Below are 13,198 nucleotides of genomic sequence, written 5' to 3' on the forward strand. Positions count from 1 at the left end.
TTGAAATTTTTATTATTTGAATGAATTTAGACAAGGAATATACCTATGCAAACACAACGATTACGCATTGCGATTCAGAAAAAAGGCCGTCTTAGCAAAGAGTGCCAAGATCTACTTAAACGCTGCGGTGTTAAATTTAATATGGTCGGTGAACGATTAGTGGTTCACGCCGAAAATATGCCAATTGATTTATTACTCGTTCGAGATGATGACATTCCCGGTCTGATCATGGATGGCGTGGTGGATTTAGGTGTTATTGGTGAAAATGAACTTGAAGAAGTTAGTCTAGAGCGCGCAGCACGTAACGAAGCCAGTGATTATCTCAAACTACGTCGACTAGATTTTGGCGGCTGCCGTCTTTCTATTGCGATTGATAAAGACATTGATTACAACGGCCCACAAGATCTTAATGGCAAACGTATTGCAACTACTTACCCACAATTAGTCAAACGCTACATGGACAATATTGGGGTTCAATTTACAACCTGTATGCTCAATGGTTCTGTCGAAGTTGCACCACGAGCAGGTTTAGCCGATGCCATTTGTGATTTGGTATCGACAGGTGCCACCCTTGAAGCTAATGGCTTAAAAGAAGCCGAAGTAATCTTGCGATCTAAAGCGGTATTAATTCAATCAATGGCAGTGATCAGCGCTGAAAAACAAGCCCTAATTGAACGATTACTTATTCGTATTCAAGGTGTTATTCAAGCTAAAGAATCTAAATACATCATGCTACACGCGCCCACTGATCGCCTTGACCAAATTAAACAATTATTACCAGGCGCTGAAGATCCAACCGTATTACCATTAGCAGGAGATAAAAGCCGCGTTGCAATCCACCTTGTGAGCTCTGAAAATCTGTTCTGGGAAACCATGGAGCAACTTAAAGAATTAGGTGCGAGCTCTATTTTAGTCTTGCCCATTGAAAAAATGATGGAGTAAGTCATGAAAACCGTACTATGGCAATCACTCACAAAAGACCAGCAACAACAACTGTTGGCGCGCCCTGCTGTAAATAACAGCGCGAATATCACGGCTATTGTCAGTGACATTATTCAACAAGTCCGTCAACAAGGCGATGGTGCACTATTTACGCTTACCGAAAAATTTGATGGTATTCGCCCTACAACACTCGCTGTTTCAACAACTGACGTTAATGCGGCTTGTGCTCGATTAAGTGATGATATGAAAGCATCCTTAGAGCAAGCACATCGTAATATCACCACCTTCCACCTTGCACAACAACAACCAACATTACGCGTTGAAACACAAGCAGGAGTGATTTGTGAACAAGTTACGCGTCCGATTAATTCAGTTGGGTTATATATTCCCGGCGGCAGTGCGCCATTACCATCAACGGTATTAATGTTAGGTGTGCCGGCTCAAATTGCAGGTTGTCGTAAAATCGTATTATGTTCCCCGCCTCCAATTGCAGATGAAATTCTGTATGTTGCCAAACTATGTGGCATTAACGCTATATATAACGTAGGAGGTTCACAAGCGATTGCCGCAATGGCTTATGGTACTGACACTATTGCCAGTGTTGATAAGATTTTTGGCCCAGGTAATGCCTTTGTTACCGAAGCAAAACGACAAGTCAGTAATGACTTCAACGGTGCAGCAATTGATATGCCAGCCGGCCCCTCTGAAGTATTAGTCATTGCCGATGAAACAGCTGATCCTGAATTTATTGCCGCTGATTTATTAAGCCAAGCCGAACACGGGCCTGATTCACAAGTTATCTTAGTCACTTCAAGCCAAACTATTGCCGATCAAACTGCAGCAGCGATTGAAAATCAATTGCGCCAACTAACACGGGCTGATATTGCTCAACAAGCTTTAACATCTAGCCTTTTGATCGTAACCGAAACATTGCACCAATGTGTGGCTATTTCCAATCAATATGGTCCTGAACACTTAATTGTTCAAACCTGTGAGCCAAGAGAGTTAGTATCATTGCTTGATAATGCTGGTTCAATTTTCTTAGGTAAATGGTCACCTGAATCTGTGGGGGATTATGCTTCAGGCACTAACCACGTATTACCAACCTATGGCTATACCCGCACTTATTCAAGTCTCGGCTTAGCTGATTTTAGTAAACGAATGACAATACAAGAATTATCTGCCGACGGTTTACTCGGTATTGCAAAAACAGTGACCACAATTGCAGAAGCTGAAGGCCTTGACGCTCACAAACACGCTGTCACTATTCGGGTTAATAAATTAACTGCACAACAAGAGAATTGATCATGAACATAGCCCAACTAGCCCGTAAAACCGTGCGAGAATTAACCCCTTATCAATCAGCCCGTCGTTTAGGCGGTAAAGGTGATATTTGGCTTAATGCGAATGAATCACCATTTGCCAATGAATACAGTATTAATCTTGCTGGATTAAACCGTTATAGCGAGTGCCAACCACCAGAGCTGATCAAGGCTTATGCTGACTATGCTGGCGTTGACCCACAACAGGTTCTAACTTCTCGCGGTGCCGATGAGGGTATTGAGCTGATCATTAAAGCTTTCTGTGAACCCAATTGCGACAGCATTCTCTATTGTCCACCCACTTATGGTATGTATGCCATTAGTGCAGAAATCAATGATGTTAGTACCAAAGTTGTACCATTAACGCCAGAATGGCAATTAGACCTTACTGTCATTGCCGAGCAACTTGATAACGTCAAAATCGTGTTTGCTTGTAGTCCTAATAACCCAACCGGTAATTTATTAGCACGTAAAGATATTATCGCCTTACTTGAAATGACCACTGATAAAGCAATAGTAGTTATTGATGAGGCGTATATTGATTTTAGCCTTCAAGATAGCGTTAAAGATTTATTAACAACGTATCCACATCTGGTTATTTTGCGAACATTATCTAAAGCGTTTGCACTAGCAGGACTACGTTGTGGCTTTACTTTAGCCAATAAAGAAATCATTGAAATTCTACTTAAAATTATAGCCCCTTACCCTGTACCCGTACCTGTTACTGAAATTGCAGTACAAGCCTTATCACCAGCAGGCCGCGCACGCACCAAATTTCAAGTATTAGACTTATGTGCTAACCGCGCTTATCTACAAGCAGGTCTTAGCATGTTAGCCGGCGTTACTGTCTTTGATGGGTATGGTAACTACTTGCTAGTAAAATTTGCTGATGCCGATAAATTATTTAATGCGCTATGGGATAACGGCATTATTTTACGTCGTTCACCGATTGAAAATTGCATTCGTATCAGTGTCGGTAACCGTGACGAATGTGAAAAAACTCTCGCGTTTATTCGCGGCCAATTACAACAATAATTAATAAGGACATTGATTGTGAGCCAAGAGAAAATTCTATTTATCGACCGTGATGGCACCTTAATTGTTGAGCCACCTGTCGACTTTCAAGTTGATCGATTAGACAAACTACAATTTGAAGCCAATGTTATTCCGGCATTACTTGCACTTCAAAATGCCGGTTATACCTTAGTGATGGTTACCAACCAAGACGGCCTCGGTACTCACAGCTATCCCCAAGCTGATTTTGATGCCCCTCATACGATGATGATGGATATTTTTAGCTCACAAGGAATTCACTTTAGTGACGTATTGATCTGCCCCCACTTTGACCACCAGCAATGCAGTTGTCGTAAGCCAAAGTTGGGGTTAGTCAAAGACTACTTACAGCAAGGTCGCGTTGATTTTGCTACTTCAGCAGTGATTGGTGATCGTCAAACAGATCTTCAATTAGCAGAAAATATGGCGATCCGAGGTATTCAATACCACCCGCAAACCATGAACTGGCAACAGATCGTCACCGATCTCACCACCCAACCACGGATCGCAGAAGTGGTACGTACCACTAAAGAAACAAATATTCGTGTCAAAGTGAATTTAGATCAAACGGGCGGTAATACAATTTCAACCGGATTAGGATTCTTTGATCACATGCTTGATCAAATCGCCACTCACGGTGGTTTTCAAATGACATTAACGGTTGATGGTGACTTACACATTGATGATCATCACAGTGTTGAAGATGCTGCCCTCGCCCTAGGTGAAGCACTACGTCAAGCGCTTGGAGATAAGCGAGGTATTGGCCGATTTGGATTTAGCTTACCGATGGACGAATGTTTGGCACAATGTGCGTTAGATTTGTCTGGTCGTCCTTATCTTAAATTTGATGCCACATTTAGTCGTGATCGTGTGGGTGATCTTTCTACGGAAATGGTACCTCACTTCTTTCGTTCATTGACCGATACCCTAGCCTGTACGCTGCACTTATCGTCAACAGGCAATAATGATCACCACATTGTTGAAAGTTTATTTAAAGCCTTTGGACGAACGCTGCGCCAAGCGATCAAAGTGGAAGGTAATGAGCTTCCAAGCAGCAAAGGAGTGTTGTAATGACAGCAACAAGCAACACTCTACAACGGGTTGTGATTATTGATACAGGCTGTGCCAATGTATCCTCAGTGCGCTTTGCTATCGAACGTCTAGGTTATCAAGTGAACGTCAGTAAAGATCCTGAGATTGTGCTTACTGCTGACAAACTCTTTCTTCCGGGTGTCGGCACCGCCAGTGAAGCGATGCATAACCTACAACAACGTGATTTAGTCAACTTGGTAAAACAAGTAACCAAACCGTTATTAGGTATCTGTTTAGGAATGCAGCTACTTGGCAAAGAATCACAAGAACACGGTCAAAATGGTAACGACATTATTCCCTGTTTAGCTTTGTGTGATGCGCCAGTTGAGAAAATCCAAGCAGAGGGGTTACCACTTCCGCATATGGGTTGGAATACCATTACACCACAAGATAATCACCCGCTATTTAAAGATATTCCAGCGGGAAGCTATTTTTATTTCGTTCATAGCTATGCCATGCCAGTGTTTGACAATACCGCACAGCAAGGTGGCAAAACCATCGCCAGTGCGCAATATGGCCAAAGCTTTACAGCTGCAGTGCAAAGCGGTAATTACTATGGGGTGCAGTTTCACCCAGAACGCTCAAGTAAAGCTGGCGCGCAACTGATAAAGAACTTCTTAGAACTATAAAAAATCAGCAATAACCATACAAAGGACATGTGATGATTATTCCCGCATTAGACTTAATCGATGGACAAGTTGTGCGTCTATTTCAAGGCGATTACGGACAAGTGACTGAATATAATGTGAACCCAACAGAACAATTTGCCGTTTATCACCAAGCGGGGGCTAACTGGCTGCACTTGGTTGATTTAACTGGTGCTAAAAATACTCAAGCACGCCAACTGACGCTTATTCGTCAATTACTGGCAAGTACGCCAGCTAATATTCAAATTGGTGGCGGAGTACGCTGCGAACAAGATGTCAGTGATTTACTCCATGCTGGCGCACAACGGGTAGTTATTGGCTCAACTGCCGTTAAACAACCAGAAAGGGTTAAAGGTTGGATCGAAAAATACGGTGCAGAGCATATTGTATTAGCCCTTGATATTAATATTGATAACAACGGCAACCGTATTGTGGCGGTATCAGGCTGGCAAGAAGACTCAGGTGTCACCATTGAAACGCTACTTGAAGACTTTCTAAAAGTAGGATTAAAACACGTCTTGTGTACTGATATTTCACGCGATGGCACACTCACAGGTTCAAACGTCGAATTGTATGTTGATTTATGCCGCCAATATCCACAAGTCCAATTTCAATCATCGGGCGGCATTGGCTCACTTGATGATATTACAGCATTAAAAGGTTCAGGCGTGGCTGGCGTCATTGTGGGTCGAGCTCTGCTTGACGGTAAATTTAGCGCTGAACAAGCGTTTACGTGTTGGAATAGCTAAGGAGAACACATGTTAGCTAAACGTATTATTCCTTGTTTAGATGTCCGTGATGGTCAGGTTGTAAAAGGCGTCCAATTTCGTAATCACGAAATCATTGGCGACATCGTACCACTGGCAAAACGTTACGCTGAAGAAGGTGCAGATGAACTGGTTTTCTATGATATTACCGCCTCAAGCGATGGCCGAGTCGTTGATAAAAGCTGGGTATCTCGCGTTGCAGAAGTGATTGATATTCCATTCTGTGTCGCAGGTGGCATCAAATCAGCTGAAGACGCAAGCCGTATTCTTCAATTTGGTGCCGATAAAGTTTCTATCAATTCACCAGCATTGGCTGATCCGTCATTAATCACCACACTAGCGAATAAGTTCGGTGTGCAATGTATTGTTGTCGGTATTGATTCCTATTTTGATGCTGAAACGGGTCAATATCAGGTCTATCAATTTACGGGAGATGAAAGCCGTACCAAAGCCACTCAATGGCAAACACGTGATTGGGTTGAAGAAGTCCAACGTCGTGGCGCAGGTGAAATCGTATTAAATATGATGAACCAAGACGGCGTGCGTAACGGTTACGACTTAGATCAACTCAATATGGTACGCAGTGTCTGTAACGTGCCTTTAATTGCTTCTGGTGGCGCGGGTGAAATGTCACACTTTCATGATGCATTTCAACTCGCCAATGTTGATGGCGCACTGGCGGCATCAGTATTTCATAAACAAATCATTAATATTGGTGAGTTAAAGCACTATCTAAAACAACAACAGCTGGAGATTCGACTATGAGTTTAACAACATCTATTGATTGGGAAAAAGTAGCCGGATTGATCCCCGCTATTATTCAAGATAACAACAGTGGCCAAGTATTAATGCTGGGCTACATGAATGATGAAGCGTTAGCTAAAACATTAGCCACTGAACAAGTCACTTTTTGGTCACGCACTAAAAATCGCTTATGGACCAAAGGGGAAACATCAGGCAACGTATTACACCTAAAAAGTATTCAGCTCGATTGCGATCAAGATACGTTATTAATTCAAGTCGATCCAATTGGTCCAACTTGTCATTTAAACACCACTAGTTGTTTTGGTAATGATGACACGACTAATACTCAACCGGCACTGGTGTTCCTTCATCAACTTGAACAAGTACTGGCTGATCGTAAAGGTGCAGATCCCGACTCATCTTACACCGCGAGCCTCTATAACCGTGGTACCAAACGTATATCGCAGAAAGTGGGCGAAGAAGGGGTTGAAGTCGCGCTTGCGGCAACGTCGGGTGATAAAGCGGAATTAGTCTGTGAATCAGCTGATCTTATTTACCACTTATTGGTTCTATTACAAGATCAGAATCTTGCTCTGGAAGATGTCATCAATAAACTTAAACAACGTCACCAACAATAATGAGTAATCGTCATTAATATGCAATACGTAATAATCTCATAAATCATACAATAAGATTCAAACAACACCTGTTATTCTGATGTTACTTATTTTATTACGCAACGAAATTATTATTGCCGCACAAAAAAAGGAAGCTATGCTTCCTTTTTTTATTCATTTAAATGCGTATTATCGCCCCAGTGCTTCTTTATAATGCGCTCGGCACACTGAGAGGTAAAGATCATTACCACCAATCTCAACCTGATTACCATCAGCAATAGCATTACCCGCTTCATCTTGACGAATAACCATATTTGCTTTACGACCACAGTGACAAATTGTTTTTAGCTCAACTAATTTATCAGCCCAAGATAATAAATAACGACTACCTTCAAATAACTCGCCAAGAAAATCAGTACGTAATCCATAACATAACACTGGAATATCTAATTTATCGACAACTTCAGTTAATTGATAAACTTGCTCTTTGGTTAAAAATTGGCATTCATCAATTAGCACACAATCAATTTTTCCTGCATTCGAAAAGTTGATTAATATCTGGTACAAATCATCTTTTGAATTAAATAATTCTGCATCTTCTTGTAAACCAATGCGAGAGCTAACTTTACCTTTACCAAAACGATCATCAATCGCCGCCGTAAAAATAATTGGCGTCATGCCGCGCTCACGGTAGTTAAATGATGATTGTAATAATGTGGTCGATTTCCCAGCGTTCATTGCTGAGTAATAGAAATACATCTGGGCCATTAGCTTTCCTAGTCATACGAATTACATTTAAAAATCGCGCAGATGCTACATAAAATTACTGGTAATGGAAAGTACCTAGGTCAACAACTGTTATTGTTACTATAAAAAAACCAGTTGATCATCATCAACTGGTTCAATTTACGCCCATTGGGTTATTTTAATAACGTTTACTATTAACGCAATGCCGCCCCTTTTAATGGTCGGCTCGACAACCATGATAAAAGGAAACACATTAATATAAATGCAACAGTTGCCACTAAAAATGCTAATGCTAATGAATCTGTAATCCCTAAGGTTAAGAATCCAATCGCAGAAATAACGGCCACAGATAATGCATAAGGTAATTGGGTCGCTACATGATCTATATGATGACAACGAGCACCTGTCGATGACAATATCGTCGTATCAGATATTGGAGAACAGTGATCACCAAACACCGAACCTGCAAGCACACTCGCAAGCATAGGTAACATTAAACTAATTTCAGTCGCCCCAGCGAGATCACCAGCAATAGGTAACATTATGCCAAATGTTCCCCATGAGGTGCCGGTTGAGAATGCCATAATGCCTGATAATAAAAACAGGATCATTGGTAGTAATGCAGGATTAATATTACCTTGAACAAGGGTAGATAAATATTGTCCCGTTTTCATATCACCAATAACGCCACCAATACTCCATGCAAACAATAGAATTAAAATTGCACCAAACATTGATTTTGCGCCAACCCAAAGCGTGTTACTGATCTCTTTTGCTGCAATACGTTGACGAAACACAGGAATAATCGCGGCAATTAAACCAAAGCTACCACCAAGACATAATGCTTGGCCAACATTGGTATTTTCAAAAGCGCCTAATAATGAAAATGGCTTACCTTCTGTAACAAGAACTTGATAGCCCGTAAATACCATAAAAAAGAACGTAGCAATAATAAGAATAATAATTGGCCACACTAAATCACCAACTCGTCCTTGCAAACTCTCTTTGATATCGAGCTCTTCTGTTAAGTCTTTCGCCTGATCATCAACATCACCGCCGACATCAGTTCCACGACCATGACAAGCCGCTCTTTCATGTTTTCTCATGGGTCCAATATCCCACTGGAACCATGACACCACAAACACCATTGCTAATGCAAAAATAGCATAAAAATTCATTGGAGCTAACGTCATAAAGGCACTTAATGGCGTATATTCAGTAACGCCGTGAGTCACTAATATTCCGCCGATAAGCGTAATAATGTAAGCTCCCCAACTTGATGCTGGCATTAATACACACATAGGTGCTGCCGTTGAATCAAGAATATAAGCAAGCTTTGAACGTGAAACTTGAAAACGATCAGTCACTGGACGGGCAATAGAACCAACCGCAAGGCTATTAAAATAGTCGTCGACAAAAATGAATACCCCTAAAAAAGCGGCCAAAAGTTTTGCCCCACGTTTGGTTTTAATTTTTGTCTGTGCCCACTCAGCAAAAGCACGAGTCCCCCCAGACAAAGTTAATAACGCAGTGGTCATCCCGAGCAATATTAAAAACAGCACAATACTCATATTCCAAGTATTTATGCCATCCTCTGCAATGAATAACCCTTTGATTGATGTAACAAGATAGGACGCTGTATTAGCGAAAGAAAAATCATTAAGAAATAATGCTCCAAGCACAACACCTGTACCTAAAGACAATAGAACTCTACGCGTAAGAATCGCCAAGCCAAGCGCGACTAATGGCGGAATAATGGATGTTAAGGAGTGGGAATAATCTATCAAAGTTTATAATCTCTACGACAACCAATTCTGGTTAGAAGATCTACTGCTAGATATAACCATGATGGCATATTAAATTGAGTATATAGAAAGAAGGTTAGCCTTCCCAGCCTCTACAGTAGCGCTCCATAGTTATATCTTTATCTACTATGGCAGTATTACACTTATTCAATGTAACCCCAGTAAGAGTATTTGATATATGCTTCTTACTTCGGCATTGACCCCTTTCACTAATAGTCATAGGTATCACCCTCATATTAGTTACTAATAAACAATGCACCTCTACCCTTATCATTAAAGATGTAATGAAACATTCTACGTAAACGATTCAACTTTGCAACACTGTAAGTTAAAATTATTAACAATAGATATCACAAATGGATTAGCAACAACTATAAAGGTTCAGCAATAACGAAGCGGTATACCATTTTTAATTTTATTATCATTTAACATATAAAGAGCAACAACAATAACTAAAACTGTTTGGCTCATATTTATACTTTTAATGAAGAAATATTTTATAAATAGTGTCATATACCGAACATAACTATTTTTTAAATAAAGAAATGATTAAAATGTTTTACACGTAATGTATAAAAGTATTACTATTGCAAAAAATGTTTTAATGCTGCTATTATTATTTACAGTTAATTAAAAATAACAGGAAATATAAAATGTCTGATGCAATGAAAGCGCTTTTAAACCTTCGAAGCCTACGCGCACTTTCGCGCGAATATACACTAGAGCAACTTGAAGAAGCGTTAGATAAACTAACAACAGTTGTTACTGAACGTTCAGAAGCTGAAGCTGAAGAACAAGCTAAAGAAAATGAGCGTAATGAAAAACTAGCTCAATATCGTGAAATGCTATTAGCCGACGGTATTGACCCAGAAGAATTACTAGCAAGTTTAGCAAAAGCACCAAAAACTAAACGTGCAACTCGTCCAGCTAAATATAAATTCATCGATGAAAATGGCGATGAAAAGACATGGACAGGCCAAGGCCGTACGCCTAGCGCGCTAAAGAAAGCATTAGATGATGGTCAATCTCTTGATGAGTTTGAAATCTAATCTAAGATTTTAAATAAAGAAGCCTAACTTGTTTAGGCTTTTTTTATATCTGCTATCAATATTACGATTATTATTTCGCTTATAAATATCGCTAGCAAGAATAAAACAATATATATTAGTGGCAATCATAAATAACAAAAAAGCCAGACATTAATGCCTAGCTTTTTTATCACTCATTAAACTTGTATACAGATCTAATAATAACTGTGTTATTGAATACGATCAGCTAATGCACTTACTGCTAAAGCAAAATAATGCGAACGATTCCATTTAAGTAATGTTCGATAGTTTTCATATATTAGATAGGACTTACCTTCACCGCCATCAGGCTGAATTAACCATGCTTGAATATCAGCAGCAGGTAATGCACCATGACTGCTATTCATCACACCTAATTTTTTCCATTCTGCCAGTGTCTTTCCTTTTTCTGTTTCCGTACCTTCATAACTCTCAGCTAATACTTGTGACAACTTAACTGGACGTCCCCACGTATATTCACTATTCCAGCCAGAAAGTTTTAAATAATTAGCCGCTGAGGCAAAAACATCCGCTTTTGTATTCCAAATATCCGCTTTACCGTCGTCGTTACCATCAACAGCATAAGTAAGATAAGAGGTTGGCATAAATTGGCACTGACCCATCGCACCAGCCCAAGATCCCTTCATATCATCAATCGTAATATGACCATCTTGTAATATTTCTAATGCAGCCATGACTTGTTTACGAAATAGAGTTTCACGACGACCGTCATAAGCCAATGTTGCTAATGCTTCAACAACATTGTAATTACCTTGAATCTTGCCAAAATTACTTTCTACGCCCCATAAAGCGACAATAAACCGCGGTTGAACACCATATTGTTTACCAATACGTTCTAACGCTTCTTTATTTTGTTGATAGAGACGATTCGCTTGCTTTACTTTCCAGTCAGGCACTGCACGAGTAATATATTGCTCTAATAACAGTTTCTTTTCAGGTTGATTATTATCAGCTTTAACAGCATGCGCTGTATATTTAATACCGTTAAATGCGGCACCGATTATCGGTTCAGAAATACCTTTTTCACGCGCTTCTACTTTTAATTTATCCACATAGGCATCAAATCCTTCTTCATTAGCAAATGCAGAAGAGGACATTCCAACCCCAAGGGCAACAAAAATCGATATCAAACGCTTATACATAATAGCCTTATTTTATTATTTAGCGGCTTTATCAGCCTTATATTGTTCTAATAAATTAGTCACTGGTGGTGGTACCTGTAAATAAAAACCTACAGTACCCAATGCTTCTTTTACTTTCTCAACATCAGCCAGTGCCAACGTTCTACCTTCTAGCTTGATTACCATAACAAATTGAGGTTTGCCAAAGGTCGACATTAATTGTGCGGGCACGTCCGCAAAATCATCTTTTTTATTAATGTAGAGATAAGTATTGTCTTTTTTTAAACTTTTGTAGATTGAACACAACATATAATTAGCCTATTTCATTTATGCGCCATACATTTCAGCACAAGATTACGAGCAATCATTCACTATTGACTCAGTTTTAAGTTAATTGTGTGAGAAGTTTGTCTGAAAAACCAACGTCAGCGCAAGGATAGCTTGCCCCTAACCGCGAGTAAATATACCATGCTAGTACCTTTGTGATAATGAACTAAATGGTTAATTTAAAATCTTAGCCATAATATACCTATGACCAAGATAGCTGAACTAAAAGGGAGCTCGTTCACGCTCTCTGCTCTTCATTTAGTTGATAATGACATTAGTAAAGTAACTAATCAGCTAAAAGACAAAGTTGAACTTGCACCAAATTTTTTCGCTTCTGCACCCGTTGTTATTGATATCTCACAAGTTGATACAGATATTAATTTTGAACAACTAAAAGCGGGAGTGATCGATGCAGGTATGATCCCTGTCGGTATTGGTGGTTGTAAAAATAAAACACAGCAAACACAAGCAAAAGCAGCTGGTTTTGCTATTATGAATGCGGCAAGACCAGTTAAAGATGAGCCATCTGAATTTTTAACTGAAACATTAGATACCCCAGTAAGTACAGATAATAAAGAACCAACGTTAATTATTCGTACACCTGTTCGTTCTGGGCAGCAAATTTATGCTCGTAATCGTGATCTCGTTATTCTCAGTAATGTCAGTGCTGGTGCAGAAATTCTTTCCGATGGTTGTATCCATATTTATGGCACGCTACGTGGGCGCGCTATTGCGGGTGCAAATGGTGAGCAAAGTGCGACAATTTTCTGTCAAAACTTACAATCTGAACTAATTTCTGTTGCGGGAAACTACTGGCTGAGTGATAACATTCAGGAAGAGTTTTGGGGCAAAGGTGTTGTCATATCTCTTGAAGACAATAATCTCAGTATAGAACACCTAGCTTTATAAAAGTTTTAAGAAGGAAT

Annotated in this window: 14 protein-coding genes and 1 riboswitch; of the genes, 10 read left to right on the top strand and 4 right to left on the bottom strand. The window is 39.9% G+C overall.

What is annotated here, in order from left to right; all coding sequences use genetic code 11:
* Window positions 1-45 precede the first annotated feature (45 nt).
* From hisG to hisIE, 8 genes are read left to right on the top strand one after another with little or no spacing between them, the layout of a single operon-like run.
* Window positions 46-942: an ATP phosphoribosyltransferase gene (hisG, locus tag CZ809_RS07560; protein ID WP_080156815.1), complete on the top strand. Its 897-nt coding sequence runs from the start codon at window positions 46-48 to the stop codon at window positions 940-942.
* Between the two features lie 3 nt (window positions 943-945).
* Window positions 946-2,247: a histidinol dehydrogenase gene (hisD, locus tag CZ809_RS07565; RefSeq protein WP_080156816.1), complete on the top strand. Its 1,302-nt coding sequence runs from the start codon at window positions 946-948 to the stop codon at window positions 2,245-2,247.
* A gap of 8 nt (window positions 2,248-2,255) precedes the next feature.
* Entirely contained in the window at window positions 2,256-3,299 is a 1,044-nt protein-coding gene (gene hisC / locus CZ809_RS07570; protein ID WP_080157180.1) for a histidinol-phosphate transaminase, read from the top strand.
* A gap of 15 nt (window positions 3,300-3,314) precedes the next feature.
* Window positions 3,315-4,388, top strand: a complete 1,074-nt coding sequence (gene hisB / locus CZ809_RS07575) for a bifunctional histidinol-phosphatase/imidazoleglycerol-phosphate dehydratase HisB (RefSeq protein WP_144396179.1) — start codon at window positions 3,315-3,317, stop codon at window positions 4,386-4,388.
* Window positions 4,388-5,038: an imidazole glycerol phosphate synthase subunit HisH gene (gene hisH, locus CZ809_RS07580; protein WP_080156818.1), complete on the top strand. Its 651-nt coding sequence runs from the start codon at window positions 4,388-4,390 to the stop codon at window positions 5,036-5,038. Before hisB ends, hisH begins: the two co-directional genes overlap by 1 nt.
* Before the next feature lie 32 nt (window positions 5,039-5,070).
* Window positions 5,071-5,805, top strand: a complete 735-nt coding sequence (gene hisA / locus CZ809_RS07585; protein ID WP_080156819.1) for a 1-(5-phosphoribosyl)-5-[(5-phosphoribosylamino)methylideneamino]imidazole-4-carboxamide isomerase — start codon at window positions 5,071-5,073, stop codon at window positions 5,803-5,805.
* Between the two features lie 9 nt (window positions 5,806-5,814).
* Complete coding sequence (gene hisF / locus CZ809_RS07590; RefSeq protein ID WP_080156820.1) at window positions 5,815-6,588, top strand: imidazole glycerol phosphate synthase subunit HisF; 774 nt, start codon at window positions 5,815-5,817, stop codon at window positions 6,586-6,588.
* Window positions 6,585-7,205 carry a bifunctional phosphoribosyl-AMP cyclohydrolase/phosphoribosyl-ATP diphosphatase HisIE gene (gene hisIE, locus CZ809_RS07595; RefSeq protein WP_080156821.1) on the top strand — a complete coding sequence of 207 codons (621 nt, stop codon included), beginning with the start codon at window positions 6,585-6,587 and terminating at the stop codon, window positions 7,203-7,205. The genes hisF and hisIE overlap by 4 nt, the downstream gene beginning before the upstream one ends.
* Before the next feature lie 168 nt (window positions 7,206-7,373).
* Here hisIE and CZ809_RS07600 read toward each other — a convergent pair whose 3' ends face one another.
* Both CZ809_RS07600 and CZ809_RS07605 read right to left on the bottom strand, forming a co-directional pair.
* Window positions 7,374-7,952 (bottom strand): thymidine kinase, encoded by a 579-nt coding sequence (locus tag CZ809_RS07600; protein WP_080156822.1) that lies wholly within the window; start codon window positions 7,950-7,952, stop codon window positions 7,374-7,376.
* A gap of 173 nt (window positions 7,953-8,125) precedes the next feature.
* Complete coding sequence (locus tag CZ809_RS07605) at window positions 8,126-9,718, bottom strand: Na+/H+ antiporter NhaC family protein (RefSeq protein WP_080156823.1); 1,593 nt, start codon at window positions 9,716-9,718, stop codon at window positions 8,126-8,128.
* A 108-nt stretch (window positions 9,719-9,826) separates the two neighbouring features.
* Window positions 9,827-10,008, bottom strand: a riboswitch (Lysine riboswitch).
* Window positions 10,009-10,389: 381 nt separating this feature from the next.
* On the opposite strand from CZ809_RS07605, the gene CZ809_RS07610 reads away from it, so the two are divergent.
* Window positions 10,390-10,785, top strand: a complete 396-nt coding sequence (locus tag CZ809_RS07610) for an H-NS family histone-like protein (protein ID WP_080156824.1) — start codon at window positions 10,390-10,392, stop codon at window positions 10,783-10,785.
* A gap of 209 nt (window positions 10,786-10,994) precedes the next feature.
* Here the strand turns inward: CZ809_RS07610 and CZ809_RS07615 are convergent, their stop codons facing one another.
* Together CZ809_RS07615 and CZ809_RS07620 are read right to left on the bottom strand one after the other, a co-directional pair.
* A complete protein-coding gene (locus CZ809_RS07615; protein WP_080156825.1) occupies window positions 10,995-11,966 on the bottom strand; it encodes a lytic murein transglycosylase in 972 nt (323 codons plus the stop codon).
* A gap of 15 nt (window positions 11,967-11,981) precedes the next feature.
* Window positions 11,982-12,254: a YcgL domain-containing protein gene (locus CZ809_RS07620; protein ID WP_080156826.1), complete on the bottom strand. Its 273-nt coding sequence runs from the start codon at window positions 12,252-12,254 to the stop codon at window positions 11,982-11,984.
* Window positions 12,255-12,476: 222 nt separating this feature from the next.
* Here CZ809_RS07620 and minC point away from each other — a divergent pair, with 222 nt between their 5' ends.
* Window positions 12,477-13,181, top strand: coding sequence for a septum site-determining protein MinC (minC, locus tag CZ809_RS07625; protein ID WP_080156827.1), 705 nt, complete (start codon window positions 12,477-12,479; stop codon window positions 13,179-13,181).
* Window positions 13,182-13,198 lie beyond the last annotated feature (17 nt).

Source organism: Photobacterium piscicola (assembly GCF_900166965.1).
GTDB classification, from domain to species: domain Bacteria; phylum Pseudomonadota; class Gammaproteobacteria; order Enterobacterales; family Vibrionaceae; genus Photobacterium; species Photobacterium piscicola.